The organism is Microcoleus sp. D2_18a_D3 (assembly GCF_036702455.1).
Taxonomy (GTDB): domain Bacteria; phylum Cyanobacteriota; class Cyanobacteriia; order Cyanobacteriales; family Microcoleaceae; genus Microcoleus.
The window spans coordinates 42,211-65,661 of record NZ_JAUBTK010000025.1; the positions used below are offsets into that span (position 1 = coordinate 42,211).

Consider the following 23,451-nt stretch of genomic DNA (forward strand, 5'->3'; position numbering starts at 1 on the left):
AAGGGCGTTGCTCAGCTCAACAGCTCACAATAAAATTTAATTTTTGTGGAACGGGCATCTTGCCAGTTCCGACGATACGATCCCAGCAAGTACAACGAAATAAAAAATCTGAGGAGACACAGAAATGAATGAATTACTAACAGCAATTTCTACGGCAATGACAGCTTTTACGGCTACGAACCTTGACGATATCCTGATTCTGCTGCTGTTTTTCTCGCAGGTGAATGCAGTATTTCGGCGCAGGCATATCGTCTTCGGTCAGTTTCTGGGCTTTACTGCACTGGTTTTGGCTAGCCTTCCGGGGTTTTTTGGCCGCTTAATCTTTCCGCCAGATTGGATCGGAATGCTGGGTTTGCTGCCAATTGCGATCGGGCTTAGCCGCTTGCTGAATCCAGACACTGACGATTCGGAAGCTGAGGCAGAATTAGAGCAATCTGAGAACTCTTTTTTTAGCAGTTTTCTGTCTCCTCAAACTTACAGCGTAGCAGCGGTGACGGTGGCAAATGGAGGCGACAATATCGGGATATATGTGCCTCTTTTTGCTAGCAATACTTTAGAAAGTTTGGCGGTGATTCTCGCCGTATTCTTCAGCATGGTGGGCGTTTGGTGCTACGCTGCTTATCGGTTGATTCAGATGCGGGCGATCGCGGATACTCTGACTCGCTACGGCAATCAGCTTGTGCCTTTTGTTTTGATCGGATTGGGAATAGCGATTCTGGTTAAAAGCGGCACTCTTGCAAGCCCAACTTTAAGTATAATATCTTTAGTTGGTTGCGCTTTCTGTTTGATAACTATGAGCAGAGGTAACGCCAGCGGAACTGAAGTTTAAAAAAATTGCAGGGACAGCACATGAATTGGATTGCAGCAGCGATTATTGCCGGGATTACATCTTTTGCCGCAACCAATATCGACGATATGGTGCTTTCGATGCTGTTCTTCGCCCAGGTAAATGATACTTTCCGCCCCCGGCATATCTTTGTCGGTAAGTACCTCGGATTTGCAGCACTCATCGCTGCTAGTTTGCCCGGTTTTTTTGGCGGTTTAATTGTGCCGAAAGCTTGGATTGGTTTGCTGGGTTTGGTTCCGATCGCGATCGGCATCAGTCACTTAGTCAAGAGAGAAAATGAGGAAGATGAAGTACAAGCAGTATCGGGCGAATTTAACCGGAAATCTAATTCACCTGTGTCAAAGCTAGTAAATCTTTTCAACCCCCAAACTTTGAATGTGGCTGCGGTAACAGTGGCTAACGGGGGTGACAACATCGGTATTTACTTGCCGCTGTTTGCTAGCAGCGATTTGCCGAGCTTGCTGGTGATTTTGGCGGTTTTCTCGGTGATGGTAGGTGTTTGGTCTTATGCCGCTTACCGGTTAACTCGCCAAAGGGCGATCGCCCCTATTTTGACTCGCTATACCAAGGCTGTTGTCCCTTTTGTTTTGATTGGTTTGGGAATATTTATCCTGATTGAAAGTGGTAGTTATCGGCTGATCCCGCCATTTTAATCTAACTAATGCTCGACCAATGTTTCGCTACTTTCATCCCTCTCTAGGTAGATAATTTGCCATAAGCCATAAGTCCGAACTCATCACTTTTCCCTTAACAATTATTTGCTTAAAAATGGCGGTAAATTGCTTGAAATTTATCAACAAATATGCTAAGTTAATAATGAAGTGAGTGACCAAGCTAAAACCAGCTTCAAACTAATTTAGCCTCAAGTAGTCACGAAACTTGAAACCATCTTTTGAGCTAGCCAATTGCCAGACTTAGGCAACAATATACCTCTTGTCTCAAGAAATCCTGTAGTGGTGAATCAAACCGAGCTAAAAAATTGAGGATTAATCCCTAAACGCTCGCCCGCTCGCTTCGCCACTACCCCACGCCGAGCGACTTTGACAATAGGTATAATGCTAAAAAAACAGATTTTTCGCTTCGGAAAAATTTGGTTTTTCAGGCAAACCAGTTAAAGAGATATCGTTTTTGCCTAAGTCCTAAAATAGCAAGCAAACAGAAAGTTGGAAAAAACCTGACAATCGAGAAAAGGAGAAAAATTGTGAAAATCTTCAAATTTGTTTTAGTGCTCTTGGTAATGACCGCCAATTTAGTATTCGTTCCCCCATCCTGGGCCGACGCTCCAAAAACGCCGAGATATGCGAGCAATCCCGACTACATAGAGGTGACTCAATCTCTGAACACTCTCAAGGCAGCGAAAGACGCACCCGATACCGCCCAGAATTATACCCCTGAGCAACTTCAGCAAAAAATCTCTCAATTGGAGTTTCAAAAATACACTTTAGAAACGGGAAAACCTTGGGGTCAGTGCCGCAACGAGACAGGAAAAACCCTGGCTGTCTACGGCCCGAAACGCAAAAAAGCAGCGGAGTCTTCTTACGAGAATGCCCTTTATTTTCTAGCTGACGGCCAAACAACTGAACATAAATGGGATTGCGATGGAATTTATCTAGCCAGCGATGTCAAAGCAACCGATTTAAGAACGACCGATCAACCTTCAGAAGAATTGACTGGCGGTCTAGCTGTTAAGATAGTTGACGGAACTCAAGTTGTAGCCAGAGCTAATCCCGATACGGGGGCTGTAGAATTCAACGTTCCTACTGCTAAAGTTTTCCAGCCTGGGGATGCGAATTGGTTTGTTCCTGATGTGACTCAGGCTTACATAGATGCACAAGTTCCCAACGCACCTACTGAGGAAAATGATTAGTTTTGGTGAAGTTGTAATGCGATCGGCTCTGTAAACCCCGTTGCAACGCAAAATCCCGCCGGGGATCGCTCCCTGGCGGATAATCATCCAAGCGCAAATATATCGGTTTACCTTCTTATTTCCCATTAAAATTAAAAGGTTGATCTATGCTATTAAATTGGAAATCCACCAAAGTAAATACAGAAAAGATTAAGCGACTTAATCCGTCGCGGGTGCGGGATCACTTGGCAAACGAGCGCACTTATTTAGCATGGATGCGGACAGCAATATCGCTGATGGGTTTTGGCGTAGTTATCGTGCGCCTTCGCACCTTTCACCCCCCTCTACTCCCAACTCCCGGCAATGGCTGGAAGTTGGGTTTGCTTTTTTCAGCAGTGGGTTTGCTGACGGTGTTATTCTCAACTAAGCACTACTTTGGTGTCCGTCACGATATCGATTACGATACTTATGAACCTACCGATCGCTGGGTAATTCTTTTCAGCCTCGCGATCGCCATCCTAGGGGCTGGGGTAATTTATTATATGTTCACCGTTCCTTCTAGCTCATTTGGTTTGATTGCACCTGAATAATGGTGGCGGTTTAATATGAATATTAAAGAGTTCGATCGCGTGCAATTATCGTTCAAACCGATGCAAGTAGATGATGAGAAACCAAAGCAGCAAAATCTGTCGCGGGCGATCGATCGATCGGCAAATGAGCGCACCTTCTTAGCATGGATGCGGGCTGCGATCGCACTCATGGGTTTTGGCGTCGTCATCATCCGACTTCGCGTGGTGCAAATGCCCGTACATTACCGTCAGGCGATGGGGTGGAAGTTGGGTTTAATCTTCTCTCTAATAGGTTGGGTGACAGTCTTAATCTCAACTAAGCACTACTTCACTGTTCGCCACCAAATTGACCACGATACCTACAATCCCCCAGACGGCATGGTTTTATTGTTCAGTTTTGCTGTGGGCTTATTGGGGATTGGAGTAATTTATTCGATTTTGGCCGCCGCCCTGGGCCCAAGTAGTCTTGTAATACCCGATTGATTGTCAACAGGAGTTAATCATGAACAGCGATACAGTTGCCACGATCGCTTCCATTCTTATCTTAGCTGCTGCTATCTGGGCAGCATTCGTAGTGCTTGAGACAGTCGCGAAAATAGTCCCTAAATTGCTCGGCGTGACAGTCGCGATCGGGCTTTTGCTCGTTTACCTGCAATTTTACTGGGGCATCGATACTGCATATCTTTGGCAAACAGTCAAGCATTTGCCTGAAACTTTCAATTTCTCGATCGGCGCCTAAATTATCACCAGCCAGCATTCTCAACAACCCCTCTCGGATAGATATTTTAGTACCGCAAAAAAAGTATATTTAGCCGATTCCACAAAATACGGTAACTTGATTTACTTACTAGACATAACTGATTTAGGCTGTTAAACTACGGTAAGTCGATCGAGTAATGAGCTATTAACGTGGAAAACGCTAAAAAAGTCATTGAAGAGTACCAGCTTGCAGGACAACTCACCCAACAGTTGCCAGAAGCTAAGGGCTTTAAGGAAGTCTGGTTTAAAAAGATCAGAGGCGGGTTGCTTCTGGCAATTGGATATTTGCTATCACCCCTGTGTTGGTGGAACGACATATTTTTCAATCTGCCAATTGCCTACGCCTTTGGGTATATCTGTAGTTGGCTTTCCCCAGATTTACTGTTTCCTTGCACAATTGTCGGCTACTGGCTTTCCAATATTGTGGGAATTCTGTTGATGCAGCTAGGAACTTTAGATGTTTTTGCCGACAAACCCAAGGAAAAAAACCTCAAAAAAGAGTTATTGACGGGTTTAGTATCATCAACCGCCTTCACTGTTGTCATTGTGGCATTGATTCATTTTAATGTTCTCGAAACTCCCGATTTCTTTTCCGGCAAGGACTCGGTTAACCTCAGCTATGCTTTACCTGTGACGCTCGTCACTTCAAGGTAGAAAGCCGAATATAAACCCCATAAATGAATCCAGGGTTTTTCATCAGTTACACAGGTACATATAAGAAAATCAGGGAGCTTTTACACTACAATTTTTGTAGTTTGGTTGATTTGCATTTACTTACTTTTACCAAGATTTTTGTAGCTTAACACGCAGTAAATATCAAGCGTTGAAAAGCAAAAGACCTGGCAATACATATTGAAATGCAAGTGAGATTTAGCCTGTGTAGCTGTGTTGTTCTAGCCACCCAAGTTATCTATTTGTTGGTTGGCAGCGCTTAAATACACAGTTTTTGGGCATAACAGTGAATTACTTATTACTATCGTTTCTCAGCTTTTTCGTGGGCATTATCGTTGGTTTGACCGGAGTTGGCGGAGCCTCGCTCATCACCCCAATGTTAATTTTCGTCTTTCAGGTTCCGGCATCAATTGCTATTAGTTCGGATGTCGTAGCTGCTACACTGATGAAAGTTGTTGGTGGCTTCAAACACTGGCAGCAAAAGACCCTCGACTTGCAAATAGTTAAGTGGCTGGCTTTGGGCAGCGTGCCCGGTTCGCTGACTGGCGTGTGGATTTTACACTGCATCAAATCCAGCGGAAGTCAGGACTTAGACAGCATATTGCTGCGCGTTCTCGGAGTAGGGATCGCACTAATTGTTGCTTTATCGCTGAGCCAATTAGTGGTCAAAACATTTTTCCCTAGTTTTAAATTGCCTTCGCCCGCTAAATGGGACTTAAATACTAATTATGGCCGTATTTGTACTGTGAGTGCGGCAGCAATTTTAGGCTGCATAGTGGGAATCACTAGCGTGTCTTCCGGTTCGATGTTTGCACTGTTGCTGATTGCTTTTTTCCGCCTGGATACTTCTAAATTGGTGGGTACAGATATTTCGCAGGCGGCAATTTTGTTGATGTTTACATCTGTGGGACACCTCAGCCTCGGAACGGTAGACTGGAGTTTAGTTTTGCCAATTTGGTTGGGTTCGGTGCCGGGAGTTTTAGTAGGTGCTAAATTATGCCAAATTATGCCTCAACGCCCGCTAAAGTTTGTTATTTACGGAATGTTGGCGATGGCTAGTTGGAAGTTGTATCAAGTCTGAAAAGTAGGGTAAGGTCAATCGATTTTAGATTTTAGATTTTAGATTTTAGATTGAAGCATTGACCCTACGGATAAATTCGGGGGCTTGTATGCTGGATGCTTGATTGTCAGGAGTATTGCTGTCAACAAATATGCGCTTTCGCTGCAGTCCGGCAGGGGTTTAAACCCCTGCCTCAAAGCTGAAGTCCTCGCTATGAGGACTATTAACTCATGAGTCCTCATAGCGAGGACTTTCGCTTTGAGCCAGGGAATTAATTCCCTGGCGGTCTTTCGGGTTAAGCTGATATCAATGCCGCAGGAGGGGCGATCGCCCGGTGCCTACAATTTAATACTTGCTGACTAATGCTTCGAGTTCGCTGACAGTCGGCAATTCTAAATCTTTGAACAAGGCTGTACTGAGGTAGCGTTCGCCATAAGAAGGCTGGACAAAAACTATCAATTTTCCAGCATTTTCGGGACGCTTGCCGACTTGAATTGCGGCATACAAAGCGGCGCCGGCAGAAATTCCTGACAACAATCCTTCTTCTCTGGCCAGCCGACGACTGTAGGCGATCGCATCTGCGTCGCTAACTGCAATTGTTTCATCAATTAACTCTGGTTTCAACACTTCCGGGATGAATCCTGCACCAATCCCTTGAATTTTGTGAGCACCAGATTTGCCTCCAGAAAGCACGGGGCTGCTGGCGGGTTCAACTGCAATTACCCTAAAACTAGACTTTCGCGGTTTAATTACTTCAGCAACTCCAGTAATCGTACCGCCGGTGCCAACTCCAGCAACTAAAAAATCTACTTTACCCTCTGTATCTTCCCAAATTTCCTCGGCCGTTGTTTCCCGGTGAATTTTTGGATTAGCGGGGTTGCGAAACTGTTGCAGCATGAAAGCATCGGGGGTTTCTTCTACAATTTCTTCCGCACGGGCGATCGCGCTTAACATCCCTTCATGTCCGGGCGTTAATTCCAACTGAGCTCCGTAAGCTTTCAGCATCGATCGGCGTTCCGTACTCATCGTATCCGGCATAGTTAAAATCAGACTGTACCCTTTCGCCGCCGCGATCATTGCCAAAGCAATTCCAGTATTGCCTGAAGTCGGTTCAACTAAAATAGTTTTCCCCGGTTGAATTAACCCCGCATCTTCTGCCGCCTGAATCATGCTTGCCGCAATCCGATCTTTCACCGAAGCAGCCGGATTCATCCCTTCCAATTTGGCCACAATCTGAGCAACTACTCCTTCGGCTTGGGGAATTTTATTGAGCTGAACTAAAGGAGTTCTGCCAATTATTCCTGTAACATCCTTAGCAATTCTCATGGCTTAATTTCTCTCCACTTAAATGTAATACATGGGATGTGCTTGTTTGCGAACATCCCGCTGTTCGCACAAATCTTGTAATGTATATTTCCCCAAAACAGACCAAGATGCCTGTTGAGCTTCCTGCCAGATTTCTAGCACCGCAGTTTTTTCTATTGTTACAGATTCCGAAACTTTTTGGGTCGGGCCACTGCCGTCGCCTTCGAGTGTCGAAAACACCTCTAGCAAGGTAATCTGCCAAGGCTCTTTCGCCAGCAAATAACCGCCTTTAGCACCCCGCAGACTCTGGACAATACTTGCACGCCGCAGCACGGCAAGAATTTGGTCTAGATAGCGTTCGGGTATCTCTTGAGAAGCAGTAAGTTCGCTTACTGTTAGGGGCGAATCCTTGGGGTAGTGGCTCGCCAATTCCAAGAGCGCTAACAGGGCATATTGTACTCTAGAAGATAGTTCCACATTCCCCACTGGCGATCGAGTTTAAATTGTACATTATATCATAGTACACAATTCCGGTAGGTGTACAGGTGTTAGTATATTTTTATTACAAAAACGGTTGGAGAAATCCCGTGAGCAACGTAAATGTAGGTTTAAGCTGTCGGCACTGTCGGTTTTACGAGCAGCACGGGCACAGGGGCGGAAACTGCCTGATGCTCGGCGTGGGGGTGCAGGGTGGGTGGAAAGCTTGCTCCTTCTTGGTTCCACCCTTTGCACCGTCTTGGGAATACCCCGAAGCGGGTAGAGCAGGAGAGTCTCAAATGTTGCAGGGAGCGAGTATTTTACAGGCAATACCGCCGCCTTAACTTTTGAGGGGGTTTGGGGGCAGCTCTAAGTCCCACGCTGTACCCTTTGGGTCAGCGTTGGGATACATGAACTCCCCTAAGCAAATTTTATCCGGTCAAACAGGCGTAAAATTTGCCAACTCGGTTGACTGTTTATTAGGAATATATATAATCCTAAAAGGAGGTGGGAGCAATGCAGAATCAAGCCGTCAAAGTTAGACTTTATCCGACAATTGAACAGCAGACGATATTAGCTCAACATTTTGGCTGTTCCCGTTGGTGGTGGAATTATGCACTAGAGATGTGTATCAAAACCTACAAAGCCACGGGCAAAGGCTTGACTCAAATTGCATTGAACAAGCTCCTACCGAATCTCAAAAAACAAGAAGAAACACAATGGTTGTCGGAGTGTTACTCTCAGGTTTTGCAATCCACTACGCTCAACCTGGTAACTGCTTACAAAAACTTTTTTGAGTCTAGGGCTAAATACCCGAGATTCAAATCAAAAAAAAATAAGCAGTCAATTCAGTATCCGCAATCAGTCAAACTTGTTGACGACTTTCTCCAGTTTCCCGGTCGTGTCGGCATTGTCAAAGCCAAGTTACATCGACCGCTTGAGGGAACTATCAAAACCGTAACCGTCAGTGTTACTTCTTCGGGGAAATACTATGCCTCTGTGTTGACAGAACTCGAAGGAGACAAACCAGTTGTTCACACGGATGGAAAAGTTGCAGGAATTGACTTGGGATTGAAAGATTTTGCAGTTGTCAATGATGGTATCAAGACATCCAAATACCCTAATCCTAAGCATTTAGCAAAACACGAGCGCAACCTCAAACGAAAACAGCAAAAACTAGCCAGAAAGGAGAAAGGAAGCAAGTCGAGAGATAAAGCCAGGAAACTGGTGGCTAGGGTTCACGAACGAATTAGCAATGTCCGTCAAGACTACTTGCATAAGCTATCTAGAAGGCTTGTTGACGATAACCAAGTCATCGTAGTCGAAAACCTTCACGTTAAGGGCATGGTTCGCAACCACAAACTAGCTCAAGCAATTTCTGATGTAGGTTGGGGAATATTTGTCAATTTCTTGCGTTACAAGCTAGATCGCGAAGGCAAAGTGTTGGTAGAGATTGACCGATGGTTCCCTAGCTCGAAACTCTGCTCAAATTGCCACTATCAGGTGAATGAAATGCCATTAGATGTTAGGACATGGACTTGTCCTAGTTGTGGTACTCATCACGATAGGGATGGAAACGCCTCAATAAATATCAGAGCAGAAGGAATCAGAATGCTATCGGTCTTGGGAGCCAGGACTGCTGCTGATGGAGGGGATGTGAGTCCGAAACTGGGACGTAAGTCTAAGTTAACGCAATCCCCGTTGAAGTCAGAAGCTCACGCTGTACCTTTATGTCAGCGCTGGGTAGTTCACAGTAACTGCTAAGTAGGTAGGCGGATATATGCTGTCTCATCCTTAAGTTTATTCATACTCACCTACTTGGCGGCAGTCAACAGGTGCGAGATATCGCATCTGTTGGCAGTGAGAAGAAAGAAATCAACACAAACAAAAAAGCAAGTGCGATTGTTGCCCTTGCTTTTGAACTTATTGACGAGTCGATGATAAAATTTAATAAACGCACATTCGATACAAATTATCTGTTGCCCAGACCATTCTGAATTTGATCGAAGATTGCACCGTCACCTTTGAACAGGGACGATTTTAACAGAGCGGCTGATTTAAGAGAAAATACTGGCAAACCAGTTTTTTTCTTAAATGGCTGCAAGACACTATAGCCTTTCTCAGAAAGATGAGGTACTAATGGGCATAGGGCATAGGGCATAGGGCATACCTCACTTTTTTGAGAACCGCTATATCTGCGAGATGATGATTCCGCATTGATGCTTCTTAGTTCCTGTTGTTTTTCTCAGGTCGATTGAGCGCATAATTAAGTTTAATGCGCTTGATATCGGGCAAATGCAGCCTGATGAGATTTGCCCGGATAATCTATAAGATTTCGCTGATGTGGCAATTCTTATTAATGGCAACAGTGGCCAGATTGAGAGACAGTTTTGCTAGCAGTTTGGCGATCGCTCTTTGAGTGTGCTCGCCACCTCTCTCTACTTAATCTAATACATTACACGATTAAATACTTAATGTCTATATGTAAACAGTAGTTTGTTGTTTTAGGCGCGCTTGGCGGGAAAACGCGACCTCTGTAGGGACAAAGGCTTTGTCTTTGTCCCTACAGAGGTCGATCGCCTATTCATGTTGGAAATTAATTCTCAAGTCGCAAGAGCGATCGCAATTTAATTCCCGCAACGCTGCCCAACAAAGCAGTCGCAATCCACAGCCAACCGTGCAAACTGGTAGAAGCAATACCGCTAAAAAAAGCGCCGACATTGCAGCCAAAAGCCAGCAGCGCCCCGTAACCCATCATGAAACCGCCGCTCAAAACGGCTGTAACTTTGGGTAACGAAAGGTTTGTTTTGACGGTGAATTTGCCAGCCAAAGCCGCCGCTAAAACTGCTCCCAAAACAATGCCAAAATTCATCACGGAAGTAACGTCAGCAAAAATGCCTTTTTGCAAGGATTCCAACTTGTCGGGAGTATTCCAAAACGGGTAATTTGCGGGATTCCAGCCGAAAGCAGTAGCAAGTTCTGCGGCCCACAAAGTAAACCCCCAAGTCACTCCCCAAGGCCTGCCGTCAATTAACAGTTTTACCCAGTTGAGAAAGGCAAGGGAAAAGGCTCCGGCAGCCAGAGGCCAAGGCCCGTAAAGCCATTGATTCTTGATGTGAGATTGAGGAGTTTTAATGATAAAATCTGCTGTTAAGGGTTGCTTGCCATTGGTGCGATTCCACTGCCAGAGGGCGATCGCAATTAACAGAAATACGCTTAGCTGCAAGATGACTGCGGGCATCCATCCCAAAGTTTTTCCTAAAGATATCGGCGGTAGCGAGGGCAAATGCCACAAATGTCTGGTCAAACTTCCTGCAAAAGAACCGATGCAAAAAGTCAGCAGCGTTAACAGCATTGACGTGCTGCCGCCGCCAATTGTCCAAAGCGTGCCGCAAGCGCAGCCGCTGCCCAATTGCATTCCAATTCCGAATAGAAAAGCGCCGATCGCATTTTGCCAGCCCACAGGCGCAACAGCCCCGGCTATTTTGTGTCCGAATGCCTCTCCTGATGCAAGTACGGGAGCAAAAAGTACAGTAGCAATTCCTAACATCAACAAGTGCGCTAAAACACCTCTAATATCGCGATCGGCAAATAATTTGCGGTAAGCAGAAGCAAAGCCAAAACTTGCATGATACAAACTCGCGCCCAGCAAGCCTCCAATCAGAAATAAAACGCTCTGCCGCCAGCCGTAGGCGCTCAAACCGGCCGCACCAGCAGCAAATAGCGTCAGTATCAGAGCTAAAATCGGACGCTGCGATCGGGGCGGCGAAGTTTTTGTCAGCGGTGAAAAAGCAATTTCTGCGGTGTTATTCACAATAAAATACTTGACTCCAGAAACAACTGTAAAGCGAGGCAGAGCCTCCATTTTAGCGCTAAGTTTTTCGCGGCGAAGTCTCCGATTTTTCATCTGGTTGTTCGCTAGGAGTGCAAGCAACGGAATTATCTGCTTGTCGGTGCTCAGCTATTGTTGATAAACCAAAGCCAATCGCGCTGATTATTCCGAGCATTGATATCGAGATAATTATTGTTTTCATTCTACCTCTTCGGTCAATTTTTAGCCAAAATTGCTGTTAACTACAGATTTGTTTTCTACACTGCTTGTTCCGGACCAGTTTCTACAGGTAAATTAGTCTGACTGTATTCAGTCCAAGAACCTTCGTAGATTCTGACTTTCGGATAGTTCAGCAAGTGTTTCAAAACTACATATTGCAGCGTTGCTTCCCGCCCCGTACTGCAAGTAACGATGATGTCGCTGTTGCGATCGATCTTTTTAGCTGCCAAAATCTGCTTGATTTCGTCGAGAGACTTCAACTTGTGCGGGTTTTCAGCATCGGTAAAAGTCGGCCAGGGAATGTTGCGAGCGCCGGGAATGTGTCCGTTGCGCGTCCAGATTTTTTCTTCCCCTTGAAATAGTTTTTCCGGTCTGGGATCGATGAATGTGACGCCTGCTTTGCCAATTAAATTTTTGACTTCATCCAGGGTAACACGAATTGATTTGTTGTCGCGCACAGTCAGTGTACCAGCCGCGTATTTTGGAAACTCTTTCGTCACAGTTTGAGCTGCTTTGTAACCCGCATAACCTCCGTCGATAACTGCTATGTCCGAGTGTCCCAATCGCTCCAATACGTAAGCAACCATTGTCGCGCCGAGAATGTCTCTGCCGTCGGAATAAACTAAGACGCGGCTGTTGTCTGTTACTCCTGCCCGCGACAGTAATTGCCCCAGTTTATCCGGCGTTAGATACTGTACTGGCAAACCGCTGTCCGGCCCGCGCAAGGTGTTGTCGGCGATGTTGACTGCGTTGGGAAGATGCCCGATAAAGTAGTCCATTGGATTGGTGCGGACATCGAGAATTCGCAGGTTTTTGTCGCTGGCGTTTTGGGCAACCCACGCGGGGGAAACGAATTGAATTTTACTTTTTGATTCCGCTGCTTGGGTTGGGAAAAATGGGAACAGAGGAATTGCGATCGCCAGCACCGCTATGACGGCAATTAATGCCCCTATTTTGTTTCTTTTGAATCGAGCTTTCAGCCATTTAGTTTTCATTTTCTTTCCTCTTGCATTGTCTCTGTCGAAAAGCACAAAAAGCTCCTCGCTGCTAGAGAGCCGATCGCTCTCTAGCAATCATCTTAAACTTGATCGACTTACCGTATATTATAGGTATAGCTGTTGATTCTTGCACAGACAGTCTCAGAAAGTCAATAGTTTTTTTTAGTAGCGAAGGATACAGGAATTTTGGGGCGATTCCCTCCGGGATAGCTTCGCACGCGCGTGCGAGACATTGATTCTACCCTTAGATTTCGTAGTGCCAAACCTCAGAAGGTTGCAGAATAATCCGGTGGAGAGGCAGACGATCGATTAAGCCTTGCTGCTCAAACTGACCGAGGGTGCGAGTGACAGTTACGCGACTTGTACCGATAATTTCTGCAATGTCCTGATGGGTTAAAATCATATCGATCATATGTCCTCGCTCTACCTCAGAACCAAACCTCTTAGCCAGCCAAGTTAATAGTTGATAGAGCATAAAGTCAACTCTTTTGTAACCTCGCATTACCATAAAGTCTTCAGCCTGCTGAATGTGATTGAGCAAAATATCTCTATTTAGCCAGCGATCGCCCGATAGTAAAATTGCCTCGACTTTAGTGAGGCATTCAATTTGAAAAGGATCGCATTTTGATATCGGTTTGCCGATCGTATCACCAGGCCCCCACAATCCCAAGGTGATAATTGTGCCATCTTCAAGCCACGTTACAGTTCGCACTACTCCAGTGTCAATTCGCCACAGAGCATTGCTTCTGTTGGGCAAGTGCGAGCGGCGAGGAAATATATGTCTGCTCGTTTCATCAAAAGTTTTAGTGGAAAGAGAAGCAATAGTCATAGCCAGTTACTGAAAGAATAAAAGTTAGTTTGTCCAATGACAGCAGGATTGTGTGGCTGGCAAAAATCTATATAAATTAAAGCTTTACTAGATTCCTGCACCGTCTAAAAACTGTGTAATGAATAAATCAGAAGACAGGAATAATTCATTTTTTTCTGCCACTTTTTGCTCTAATTGAGTTGTTTTGAGCGGAGATAAGTGAGATTTTAAAAAAGCAACCTGCTCTTCTAAATCCTTAATTCGATCGAACAAAGCTCGAATTGCTTGAGCTTCCAAATCCGGTAGACCTTGAGAATTTTGAGCATCTTCCACCTGCTTTTTCCGAGAGATAATGCGACCGGGGATTCCCACAACAGTGCAATCGCTAGGGACATCCCGCAGCACTACCGAACCCGCACCAATCCGAACATTATTGCCAATTTGAATATTGCCTAAAACTTTAGCACCCGCTCCTACCACTACATTTTCTCCCAGCGTCGGATGCCGTTTTCCTGTTTCTTTACCCGTGCCGCCAATGGTGGCTCCTTGATAAATTACAGCATAATCTCCAACGATCGCAGTTTCGCCAATTACCACCCCCATGCCGTGGTCGATAAACACCCCCCTACCAATTGTCGCACCTGGGTGGATCTCAATACCTGTTAAAAACCGACTCAGTTGGGAAATCAAGCGCGGTACAAACGGCAGGCCAGCGGAATAAAGCCAGTGTGCTATCCGGTGCAAAAAAAGTGCTTGCAGTCCGGGATAGCAAAATAATACTTCCAGCCAGTTGCGCGCCGCAGGGTCGCGTTCGTAAATAATTTGCAAGTCACTGAACATATTTACTCTCGCCGTGTTTTGGTTATACAGTATCGGCAGTGCCGACGGTTTAAGCTGCATAAAGCAGTATTGGTTGTGGCATTCTTACTTATAATACTATAACCCGACCGAATTACAGTAGTTAATGAGAAAAAAATTTTTCCTTCCTCAGCCCTTTCTAAGCTGCCTCCGATATTTTCCGCGAAACAAACGGTACAGCTTGTCTGACTTCTTGCCGCAGCGGAATCTCGATCGAGAATTCCGTCCCCAATCCCGGTGTCGAATCGCAGCGCAGCGTACCTTTGTGCTTTTCTACGATAATTTTATAGCTGATTGACAGTCCCAATCCTGTCCCTTTTCCCACAGGTTTAGTAGTAAAGAACGGGTCAAACAGCCGTTTTTTGACATTTTCTGCCATACCGGGGCCGTTGTCAGATATCCGCACAATTATTTTATCGGGACTTGAATACTCTGTGGTTATGGCGATCGCGATCGGATTAGCTTTCGCTGCTTTGGGCCCGCGATCGAGGTTGTAACTCTCAAGGGCGTCGATCGCATTAGCCAGAATATTCATAAACACCTGATTTAATTGTCCGGCATAGCACTCTACTAAAGGTAAATTGCCGTAGTTTTTAACAATCTCGATCGGCGGGCGATCGGCTGTAGCTTTCAGGCGACTTTGCAGAATTAGCAGAGTGCTGTCAATGCCTTCATGGATGTTGACAGGTTTCATTTCGCTTTCATCTAAGCGAGAGAAATTCCGCAAAGATTGGACTATTTGAACAATGCGCTCGGCTCCTACTTTCATCGAGGACAGCAGTTGTGGCAAATCTTCGCTGAGAAAGTCAAACTCAATATTTTGTAAATGTTGTGAAATTTCCAAGGGAGGATATAAATAGTGTTTTTGGTAGAGTTCTACCAACTCCAACAAATCCGTAGTATATTCACGGGCGTGGTGGATATTGCCGTAAATAAAATTAATAGGATTGTTCACTTCGTGGGCGACACCAGCGACTAATAAACCCAAACTAGACATTTTTTCCTGCTGAATCAGTTGACTTTGAGTTTGCTGCAACTCTTGCAAAGTTTGTTCTAGCCTTTGAGATTTAGCTGTGCGTTCTGCTGCTATTTTTTCAATTAAAGCGGTATAATTCCACAAGCTCATTAGATAAAGTGTCGCCGCCAAAGTTAAGATTGTCCCAAAAATTAAAACAGTCAAAGAACGCCAAAATCTTAGAGGATTAATGTACTCTGGCGTTAGCCGCAGTTGCAGCAACCACCTGCGATTTTCAATATTGATAATGCGGGTGCAACTGCTGCCGTCTGGGCAGTAAGCTCTTTCCCCAAGCTGGAGTTGATTTTTGATATTTTCGTCGGTAATTATCCTTTTTGTCTTCGCTTCGTAAAAGGCCAGAAATTTTTCTGACTCAGGAGCCATAGCATCTTGAAGATACACATTAACAAAGTTGAGCTGATTTTCCTGCAAAGCGGATTTAACAATAGCATCAACGAGCAAAATTCCGAAAGCAAAACCTTTCAAATTTTCTGGTTCTGTAGCAGCTAAATTTTCCGGGAAGTCGGCGGTATCGCCCGGATAAGTTGGACTAAAAATTGGCAGGAAGACGAAGACGCCAGGGTGATTTTCTGAGGGCAATTTTTGGCGATATGTCGCGATAATTTCTTGTCTTTTTGTGGCGTTTTCTAACGCTAGCCGATTGGCAGTTAAATCTAAGCTTAAAGCTATTTCCTCTGTCATAAATTGCGGAGATCCTGAAAAACGCGGCAGCCAAGCGATCGCCTTCAGGCTCGGATGGCGGTAGAGGGCCGAACCAACAAATGTCTTCATTTCTGGTTTTTTAACGCCGTCAAATACGCTGTAAAATGCTCCCGCAGCCCGAATGATTTCTAAATTACCGCTAACATCTTTCTGAATGTCTGTAGCTATTTTGTCCAGGCGGTCTTGCAGTTCGGCTTGCATGGATTTATATTCCCAATTGTACGCGACTGAAGAAGCGATCGCAGACAGCCCTAATCCTGCACAAAGTGTTAATCCTGCCTGGATGTAACGGCGATAACTAAGTAAAGTGCTAGTTGCTAAATTCTGGAATTTGTTAGCAGTCATATTCTTCACCTATCTTTTTTATAGTTCTTCCAGGCTCTGCCTGGGATTTCTCGTTTTTCTCGTTCTCAGGCTCTGCCTGGGAATGAATTTCAGGAGGCTCTGCCTCCGATTTAGAGCCACGAGACAGCATTACCAGGCACGAGCCTGGTAACGATGTGGGAGCAGTGTTTTGTAGAGCCCCGATAGTATTTTGCGTAAGATGCAGCCGCTGATTTAAATTGAATAAGCAGGGAAAGTCATTGCGTGTTTGGGCTTGACGTAAACCTGCTGATCTCGCGTTAACTGTAGAGAATCGAAGCGCTCGCGACTCACGTAAGCTGTTACTACCTGCTCGGATTCTAACACTAACTCGGTTTGTATTTCCCGCCCTAAATGAATGATGCGACTGACTTTTGCTAATGAAAAACCAGACTCCGGCTTAGTTTGAATTTCCACGTCGTGGGGGCGCAAAAATACTACGTCCGAATGAGCGGCTCCATTATTGCGAGCCGTTGTGGCGTTGCTGGCGAACAAACCCGCAGCATTCGACAGCACATTGACCGGCCCAATAAAACTCATCACAAAAGCTGATGCCGGTTTGTCGTAAATTTCAGCAGGAGTGCCAACTTGTTCGACTCTACCTTTGTTCATTACCACAATTTCATCGGCTACTTCCATAGCTTCTTCTTGGTCGTGAGTCACAAAAACTGTGGTGATGTTAACTTCTTTGTGAAGGTTGTGCAGCCACGATCGCAATTCTTTGCGGACTTTAGCATCTAATGCTCCAAAAGGTTCGTCTAGCAGCAGCACTTTTGGTTGAACTGCTAGAGCTCTGGCCAAAGCAACCCGCTGCCGCTGGCCGCCGGAAAGTTGCGAAGGATAGCGATCGCCCAAGCCTGTCAACTGCACTAAATCCAAAAGTTCATCCACCCGCCTGCTAATCGAGCCTTTAGGAACTTTGCGAATTTCCATCGCAAAAGCAATATTTTTCCTAATACTCATGTGTTTGAATAAAGCGTAGTGCTGAAACACAAAACCGATATGCCGTTCCTGCACCGACTGATGAGTAGCATTTTCACCGGTCAGGTAAATCTGACCGCTGTCCGGCGGTTCTAGCCCCGCGATCATCCTCAGCAGAGTCGATTTCCCGGAACCGGAAGGCCCCAACAGCGCGACTAAAGAGCCCCTTTTAATTTCCAAATTCACGTTGTCAATTGCGTGGAAGGAGCCGAAGTGTTTCGATACGTTCTGAATTGTAATACTCATGAGTTTATTTACCTATTTTAGGAGTTACCCAAGCTAACTCCGCTTATCTGACCGATTTACAGTAGTATATCTTTAAAATAATATTTTGCAACACCTGTAAGTTTTTGTATTCTATTTCGATGCCCTCCTGATGGGGACTGCGCTTCAAAGTTGACGCTGGCGGGCCGTCCGAGTTAACCCGTCAGCGTTTCCAGATGTGGGATTATCGGTGGCGTGCGATCGTCCCAGAGTAAGCAATGCTGAAATTATGCAGAAACCGGGTTTGATGGACGAAAATACTGCATCAAAACCTTTAAAACCTTTAATCCGCGTAAAAAACCCGGTTTCTTTGCTGTCGCTGTATATTTTACGGCAGCCGACAATTCCCCGACTCCCGGCGATATTGAAGATTTCAGGTAGGAATTGCTCAATCTGAACTGCGATCGCCCACAATTTATATGACAATAGTTAGTTCATAAGCATACAGGCTTCAGCTTTGACAAACTACCAGAATAGTAAATTCTAACCAGAACACCACTATGGGAAAACCAACAGGCTTTATCGAATTCTTGCGCGAATTGCCCTCTGAACTCTCACCAGTCGAGAGAGTCCACAACTGGGACGAATTTCACCTACCGATGGAGGAGGACAAACTCCGCACCCAAGGCGCGCGCTGCATGGATTGCGGCATTCCGTTTTGCCACACGGGTACAATTATCAGCGGCATGGCAAGCGGCTGCCCGATTAACAACCTCATCCCCGAATGGAACGACCTCGTATATCGCGGACTCTGGAAAGAAGCCCTAGACAGACTCCACAAAACGAACAACTTCCCCGAATTCACCGGCCGCGTCTGTCCCGCACCCTGCGAAGGCGCTTGCGTGCTCGGCATCAACAACCCGCCGGTGACGATTAAAAACATCGAAGCCGCAATTATCGATAAAGGCTGGGATGAAGGCTGGGTTACTGCCGAACCGCCAGCCAAACGCACCGGCAAAAAAATCGCCGTCATCGGTTCTGGCCCTGCCGGTTTGTCCGCCGCCGCGCAACTCAACAAAGCCGGTCATTGGGTAACAGTATACGAAAGAGCCGATCGACCAGGCGGCCTGCTAATGTATGGCATCCCCAACATGAAGCTAGACAAAGAACAAGTCGTGATGCGCCGCCTCAAAGTCCTCGAAGACGAAGGCGTGACATTCGTCTGCAACACCGAAGTCGGCAAAGACTTGCCAGCCGAACAACTGCTAAAAGAATACGATTCCGTTGTGCTCTGTACCGGCGCCACCAAACCCCGCGACTTGGGCATCCCCGGCCGGGAATTAAAAGGCATCCACTTCGCAATGGACTTCCTGACTGCGAACACCAAAGCAGTTTTAGACAAGAGCACCAACGATAACTTCATCTCCGCCGAAGGCAAAGATATCGTGATCATCGGCGGCGGCGACACCGGCACCGACTGCGTGGGCACCTCCATCCGCCACGGCTGCAAAAGCCTCGTACAGCTAGAAATCCTGCCCAAACCGCCCTCCGAACGCGCCGCCAACAATCCCTGGCCGGAATGGCCGAAAGTCTACCGCCTCGACTACGGCCAAGAAGAAGCAGCAGCCAAATTCGGCGACGACCCGCGCGGCTATCTCACCACGGCGACCAAGTTCGAGGGCGACGAAAACGGCAATGTCAAAGCTGTGCACACCGTTGAGGTGGAGTGGACGAAAAACGAGAAAGGCCAGTTTATTCCGAACCACATCCCGGGCACGGAAAAAGTGTTGCCGGCACAGCTTGTCTTGCTAGCGATGGGCTTCCTCGGCCCGGAACAGCCCTTGCTGGATGCGCTGGGATTGGAACGCGACGCCCGCAGCAATGTGAAAGCCGAGCACGAAAAATATACAACCAGCATTCCTGGAGTTTTCGCGGCAGGGGACTGTCGCCGCGGACAAAGTTTGGTGGTTTGGGCGATTAATGAAGGGCGCGGCGTGGCCCGGGAGTGCGACCTTTATCTGATGGGGAGCACTGATTTGCCTTAAAGCAACCGGCTTGACGCATTGGTTTGTAGTAAGGACTTCAGTCCTTTCAAACTCGGATTTAAGGACTAAAGTCCTTACTACGAACTTATTACAGAATTAACCCCAATTATGCCAAATTCATTACTTTCGGGTGAGGGTGCTGTCGGTACTTATAGTGAATTACTCAAAACAGGATGTAGAGGCGATAACCTGACGCCACATCACATACCATCAAATGCGTTTATGGAAGCAAAAGTGCCTGCTTACACCAGAAACAAAGGGATAGCAATGATGATGGAGCATTTGTCACCAGGAATGGGCGGTCGTCACAGAGAAACGCTATCCTATGGACAATCCCCTAACTTAAATATATTACCAAGACAGGCTCTCGCTCGTGAAGTTTGGGATGTGCGATCGATTTATCGCTGTCAAGGACTTTACACCGCAGAAATTAAGCGGAATTTACAGCAAGTCATTCAGCAAAACAAGTTAGCGTGGCAAGGTGTTTTCGATAAATGGAGGGTTTGAGAATGAGCCATAATTCATTAATTAACGTTTTAGAAACTAATAGATTGATGCGTTCCGATGAGGAAGTCGCTGCATTTGAGAATGCTCTAGCCGAACTTGCCAAAAACTCACCAATAGAAAATCTGCGAGAACTGCATCTAGTCTTAGATGACAAATGTCAGCACCCGGAAGTCATGTTTAGTCTCATCCATTTTCTAGAGTCTTTTGACGTAAAAAAGCAACTTCAAGCATTTATTAATGCGGTTCCGCAATTAATCGTTTCCGCACCGGAATGGACGAAAATTATCCACGATCGCATCCTAAATGATGAGTCTGCGCGTGCTTGTTATCAAGATATTTTGTCTGCTGTTGACAGCCAAAGCTCACTGATGAAACAAACTATTGAGCTACCAAAAGAATTAGCTGACCTTTTAGAACAATATCTTAAAGAAATTCCTCCGAATCAATTAATTGTCTATTTGCGGGAGCAATTAGGCTTAGTCAAACCAGAATTCCAAGACCTTTCTGATTTGCTAGCAGTAGCAGGAGTCGCTAAAGATAAGTAGGTCACTCTAATTAAACCAGGACTTACGCAAAAATTGGCTTTACACACTACCCATAGCGGAAAAGTGCTCCCATAAGCACCCTACATATAGAGTAAGTGCGTCCAGGACTGTAAACGTAAAACGCTCTCGCTGTTATATCCCCGACTTATTAAAGAAGTCGGGGATATGGGTATTCTATTTTTTCCTACTAACTAAATTACAACACAGCCCATCAAATTTTTTAACCAAAATTCAACGGATCGACATCAATAGTTAAACTAACAGAACGCGGCGTGCGATCGCGCAACCCGATCAAATCCGACACATCCACCGACTCATCCAAAGGCAACTTCAGCAAAATCTGCCACCGATAGCGATTTGCTAGCCGCATAATCGCCGCAGGTGCAGGCCCCAACAACTCACACCCCGGTACAGACAATCGCTCAATATACTCCTGACAAACAGACGCCAATTGTACCGCCGTCACCGCAACTTCCGCCGCATCTACACTGCTCAACCGCAACAAAATCAGCCGCCCCGAAGGTGGATAATTCAGGGCCGCTCTTTCTGCTAATTCTGTTTCCACAAAATCTGCATATTCGTGCCGCCTAACTGCTTGAATTACCCGGTGTTCGGGAGTGTAAGTTTGAATAATTACCCTCCCCGGATCGTTGCCTCTGCCTGCACGACCCGCGACTTGAGTTAATGTTTGAAAAGCTCGTTCGCTGGCCCGATAATCCGATAAGTTCAGCAACCCATCAGCAGACACAACTCCCACCAAGGTGACTCCCGCTAAATCTAACCCTTTCGTCAGCATTTGCGTACCCAACAAAATGTCAGCTTCCCCATTAGCAAATTGCGTTAACAATCGGCGGTGATCGCCTTTATTTCTAGTCGTATCGCTGTCAAACCGAATTGCCCGCAATTCGGGAAACAATCTCGTTAATTCCTGTTCGACTCGCTGAGTGCCGCTGCCAAAGTTTTTGAAGTAAGGAGAACTGCATTCCGGGCAGTTTTGGGGGTGTCGTTCCGTGTGGTTGCAGTAGTGACATCGCAATATTTCTGCGGTTCCTTCGCCGACGTGGTGATAAGACAGGGAAACATCGCAGTTCGGGCATTCCATCACATAGCCGCAACTCCGACAAGAGACAAAGGTACTGTGTCCTCTTCTGTGAATAAACAGGATACCTTGCTGTTGTCTTGCTTGCAATTGTTCCAGCGCGTTTTGCAGGGAAGCACTGAAAATTGAGCGGTTTCCTTGCCGCAATTCTTGGCGCATATCGACTATTTCCACAGGCGGCATCGGGCGCGAATAAATGCGATCGGGCAATGATAAATAATGGATATTTGGTAACGAGTAATAATCTCGGCGCGTCCCGACAAAAGTCTCTAATGCTGGCGTTGCGGAACCTAAAATTAAGGGACAATTTTCTAATTCGGCGCGCCATTTGGCAACGGTGCGGGCGTGGTAACAGGGGGCTGGTTGGTCTTGTTTGAAGCTGCTGTCGTGTTCTTCATCGAGGATAATTAAGCCGAGGTGAGGTAAAGGCGCAAAAATGGCCGATCGCGTGCCGATGACAATTTGCGGGGTTCCAGTCAGCATCTGACGCCATGTATCGTAACGTTCGCCGTCGGATAGGGCGCTGTGGTACACGCAAATTTGCTCGCCAAAACGGGCGCGGAATCGATCGGTAAGTTGCGGTGTGAGGCCGATTTCGGGAACGAGTACGAGGGCGGATTTGCCGCTGGCTAAGATGGGGGCGATCGCCTGCAAATACACTTCGGTTTTCCCGGAACCTGTAACTCCGTGCAGCAGCACTTGACGGAATCCCGCAAAAGAGTTAATAAACGCTAAAGCTTGAGCTTGAAAATGAGTTAAAGTTTTTGGTGCATCTGGCAATTGAGAAATTCCGCGATCGCCCCTGAGAACTTCCCTTTGGTCAATTACAACGCTACCTTTTTGCTCCAAAGCTTTTACAACCGAAGAACTCGCACTGCAAATTCTCAGCAAATCGTTCATCCACATTTCACCGCCGCCGCGCCGCAAAACTTCCAATACTTCTTGTTGCCGCTTCGTTAAATCTGTGACAAATGCACTAGCAATTAATGTCACTGCCGGTTTAAGTTGTGGTTTGGGAGGATTGGGAGGTTCTAAATAACTTTCTACCCAACCGCGTTTCAATAAATCTTTCAAGCCCCGATAACTTCCCTTAACTTGTCGCTGGAGGTATTGCCAAGTGTAATCGCCGTTTTTTTGAGCTTGCAGCAATTGCAAAATTTGACTCGCGGCGGGATTGAGAAATGTTTCGGCATTCGGAGAAATTGCGTCTTTAATTAAGCGAATTCGGCGCACGGAACGGCTTAACAAACCGGGCGGCAGGGAGGCTCTAATTACTTGAATTAAAGGTGTGCAATAATAGGTCGCAGTGCGTTCGAGTAATTCCCAGTAAGTCGGTGGGAAAAATCCCGTACTGACAACATCTTCGACATCTTTAACCCGCGCCGGATCTAAGTCTGGCGGCAGTTGAGAAATGAACCGAATCGCGATCGCGCCTACCTGTTGACTGCCAAAGGGTACACTTAAAATATCCCCTGGTTGCACGGTAAGTTCCGCAGGTAAACGATAGGTAAATAACTTATTTTCCTCCCCTGGGGAGTCCCCCGCAACCCTGAAAGGAGAGTCCACCAATACCTCGATCCACTCTGCCCGCACGGTGGGGCGCTGTGGCGGTTCGCTGCTGCCGTAGGATGCCCCGGCCTCTGCCGCTATAGGGGTTGACAAACCAAAAGTGACAGTAGACATAGGGTTGCACATCAAACTAGGAGGAGCCGCGGTCAA

General features: G+C 46.3%; 23 protein-coding genes. 13 read left to right on the forward strand and 10 right to left on the reverse strand.

The genetic code is table 11. The annotated features are described in order from the left end of the window. The first annotated feature begins 124 nt into the window (after positions 1-124). The 8 genes from QUB06_RS14145 (at position 125) to QUB06_RS14180 (ending at position 5,774) form a co-directional block, all read left to right on the forward strand. A complete protein-coding gene (locus QUB06_RS14145; protein WP_333435777.1) occupies positions 125-829 on the forward strand; it encodes a cadmium resistance transporter in 705 nt (234 codons plus the stop codon). Between the two features lie 20 nt (positions 830-849). Next, complete coding sequence (locus QUB06_RS14150; RefSeq protein WP_333435778.1) at positions 850-1,500, forward strand: cadmium resistance transporter; 651 nt, start codon at positions 850-852, stop codon at positions 1,498-1,500. A gap of 548 nt (positions 1,501-2,048) precedes the next feature. Next, complete coding sequence (locus QUB06_RS14155) at positions 2,049-2,714, forward strand: hypothetical protein (protein WP_333435779.1); 666 nt, start codon at positions 2,049-2,051, stop codon at positions 2,712-2,714. Between the two features lie 146 nt (positions 2,715-2,860). After that, entirely contained in the window at positions 2,861-3,283 is a 423-nt protein-coding gene (locus QUB06_RS14160) for a DUF202 domain-containing protein (protein WP_333435780.1), read from the forward strand. Between the two features lie 15 nt (positions 3,284-3,298). Next, on the forward strand, positions 3,299-3,745 hold the full coding sequence (locus tag QUB06_RS14165) for a DUF202 domain-containing protein (protein WP_333435781.1): 447 nt from the start codon (positions 3,299-3,301) through the stop codon (positions 3,743-3,745). Between the two features lie 19 nt (positions 3,746-3,764). After that, positions 3,765-4,001 (forward strand): hypothetical protein, encoded by a 237-nt coding sequence (locus tag QUB06_RS14170; RefSeq protein ID WP_333435782.1) that lies wholly within the window; start codon positions 3,765-3,767, stop codon positions 3,999-4,001. A 170-nt stretch (positions 4,002-4,171) separates the two neighbouring features. Next, the gene (locus QUB06_RS14175; protein ID WP_333435783.1) at positions 4,172-4,675 is read left to right on the forward strand and encodes a hypothetical protein; all 504 of its coding nucleotides are present in this window, start codon (positions 4,172-4,174) and stop codon (positions 4,673-4,675) included. Positions 4,676-4,979: 304 nt separating this feature from the next. Further along, complete coding sequence (locus QUB06_RS14180; RefSeq protein WP_333435784.1) at positions 4,980-5,774, forward strand: sulfite exporter TauE/SafE family protein; 795 nt, start codon at positions 4,980-4,982, stop codon at positions 5,772-5,774. Positions 5,775-6,098: 324 nt separating this feature from the next. On the opposite strand, the gene cysK is transcribed toward QUB06_RS14180, so the two are convergent. Next, the gene (cysK, locus tag QUB06_RS14185; RefSeq protein ID WP_333307949.1) at positions 6,099-7,079 is read right to left on the reverse strand and encodes a cysteine synthase A; all 981 of its coding nucleotides are present in this window, start codon (positions 7,077-7,079) and stop codon (positions 6,099-6,101) included. Positions 7,080-7,097: 18 nt separating this feature from the next. Further along, positions 7,098-7,535: an Rrf2 family transcriptional regulator gene (locus QUB06_RS14190; protein WP_333435785.1), complete on the reverse strand. Its 438-nt coding sequence runs from the start codon at positions 7,533-7,535 to the stop codon at positions 7,098-7,100. A gap of 110 nt (positions 7,536-7,645) precedes the next feature. On the opposite strand from QUB06_RS14190, the gene QUB06_RS14195 reads away from it, so the two are divergent. Beyond that, positions 7,646-7,879 carry a hypothetical protein gene (locus QUB06_RS14195; protein ID WP_333325175.1) on the forward strand — a complete coding sequence of 78 codons (234 nt, stop codon included), beginning with the start codon at positions 7,646-7,648 and terminating at the stop codon, positions 7,877-7,879. Positions 7,880-8,051: 172 nt separating this feature from the next. Beyond that, positions 8,052-9,299, forward strand: a complete 1,248-nt coding sequence (locus tag QUB06_RS14200) for an RNA-guided endonuclease TnpB family protein (protein ID WP_333435786.1) — start codon at positions 8,052-8,054, stop codon at positions 9,297-9,299. An 832-nt stretch (positions 9,300-10,131) separates the two neighbouring features. Here the strand turns inward: QUB06_RS14200 and QUB06_RS14205 are convergent. The 7 genes from QUB06_RS14205 to QUB06_RS14235 form a co-directional block, all read right to left on the reverse strand. Further along, positions 10,132-11,442: a YeeE/YedE family protein gene (locus QUB06_RS14205; RefSeq protein ID WP_333435787.1), complete on the reverse strand. Its 1,311-nt coding sequence runs from the start codon at positions 11,440-11,442 to the stop codon at positions 10,132-10,134. A 182-nt stretch (positions 11,443-11,624) separates the two neighbouring features. Next, positions 11,625-12,581: a sulfurtransferase gene (locus QUB06_RS14210; RefSeq protein ID WP_333435788.1), complete on the reverse strand. Its 957-nt coding sequence runs from the start codon at positions 12,579-12,581 to the stop codon at positions 11,625-11,627. Positions 12,582-12,828: 247 nt separating this feature from the next. Then, positions 12,829-13,413: a Crp/Fnr family transcriptional regulator gene (locus tag QUB06_RS14215; RefSeq protein WP_333435789.1), complete on the reverse strand. Its 585-nt coding sequence runs from the start codon at positions 13,411-13,413 to the stop codon at positions 12,829-12,831. An 87-nt stretch (positions 13,414-13,500) separates the two neighbouring features. Next, positions 13,501-14,232, reverse strand: a complete 732-nt coding sequence (gene cysE, locus QUB06_RS14220; protein WP_445251385.1) for a serine O-acetyltransferase — start codon at positions 14,230-14,232, stop codon at positions 13,501-13,503. Positions 14,233-14,389: 157 nt separating this feature from the next. After that, positions 14,390-16,333, reverse strand: coding sequence for an ATP-binding protein (locus tag QUB06_RS14225; protein ID WP_333435791.1), 1,944 nt, complete (start codon positions 16,331-16,333; stop codon positions 14,390-14,392). Positions 16,334-16,546: 213 nt separating this feature from the next. Next, positions 16,547-17,578 carry a sulfate/molybdate ABC transporter ATP-binding protein gene (locus tag QUB06_RS14230; protein WP_333435792.1) on the reverse strand — a complete coding sequence of 344 codons (1,032 nt, stop codon included), beginning with the start codon at positions 17,576-17,578 and terminating at the stop codon, positions 16,547-16,549. Between the two features lie 144 nt (positions 17,579-17,722). Further along, on the reverse strand, positions 17,723-18,022 hold the full coding sequence (locus tag QUB06_RS14235) for a hypothetical protein (RefSeq protein WP_333435793.1): 300 nt from the start codon (positions 18,020-18,022) through the stop codon (positions 17,723-17,725). A 74-nt stretch (positions 18,023-18,096) separates the two neighbouring features. Here QUB06_RS14235 and gltD point away from each other — a divergent pair, with 74 nt between their 5' ends. The 3 genes from gltD to QUB06_RS14250 all read left to right on the forward strand — a co-directional run bounded on the left by gltD (position 18,097) and on the right by QUB06_RS14250 (position 20,633). After that, positions 18,097-19,581 (forward strand): glutamate synthase small subunit, encoded by a 1,485-nt coding sequence (gene gltD, locus QUB06_RS14240; protein WP_333280643.1) that lies wholly within the window; start codon positions 18,097-18,099, stop codon positions 19,579-19,581. Positions 19,582-19,689: 108 nt separating this feature from the next. Continuing rightward, the gene (locus QUB06_RS14245) at positions 19,690-20,088 is read left to right on the forward strand and encodes a hypothetical protein (protein ID WP_333435794.1); all 399 of its coding nucleotides are present in this window, start codon (positions 19,690-19,692) and stop codon (positions 20,086-20,088) included. Between the two features lie 2 nt (positions 20,089-20,090). Next, complete coding sequence (locus QUB06_RS14250; protein ID WP_333172018.1) at positions 20,091-20,633, forward strand: Imm30 family immunity protein; 543 nt, start codon at positions 20,091-20,093, stop codon at positions 20,631-20,633. Positions 20,634-20,853: 220 nt separating this feature from the next. Here the strand turns inward: QUB06_RS14250 and priA are convergent, their stop codons facing one another. Then, positions 20,854-23,415, reverse strand: a complete 2,562-nt coding sequence (gene priA, locus QUB06_RS14255; protein WP_333435795.1) for a primosomal protein N' — start codon at positions 23,413-23,415, stop codon at positions 20,854-20,856. Positions 23,416-23,451 lie beyond the last annotated feature (36 nt).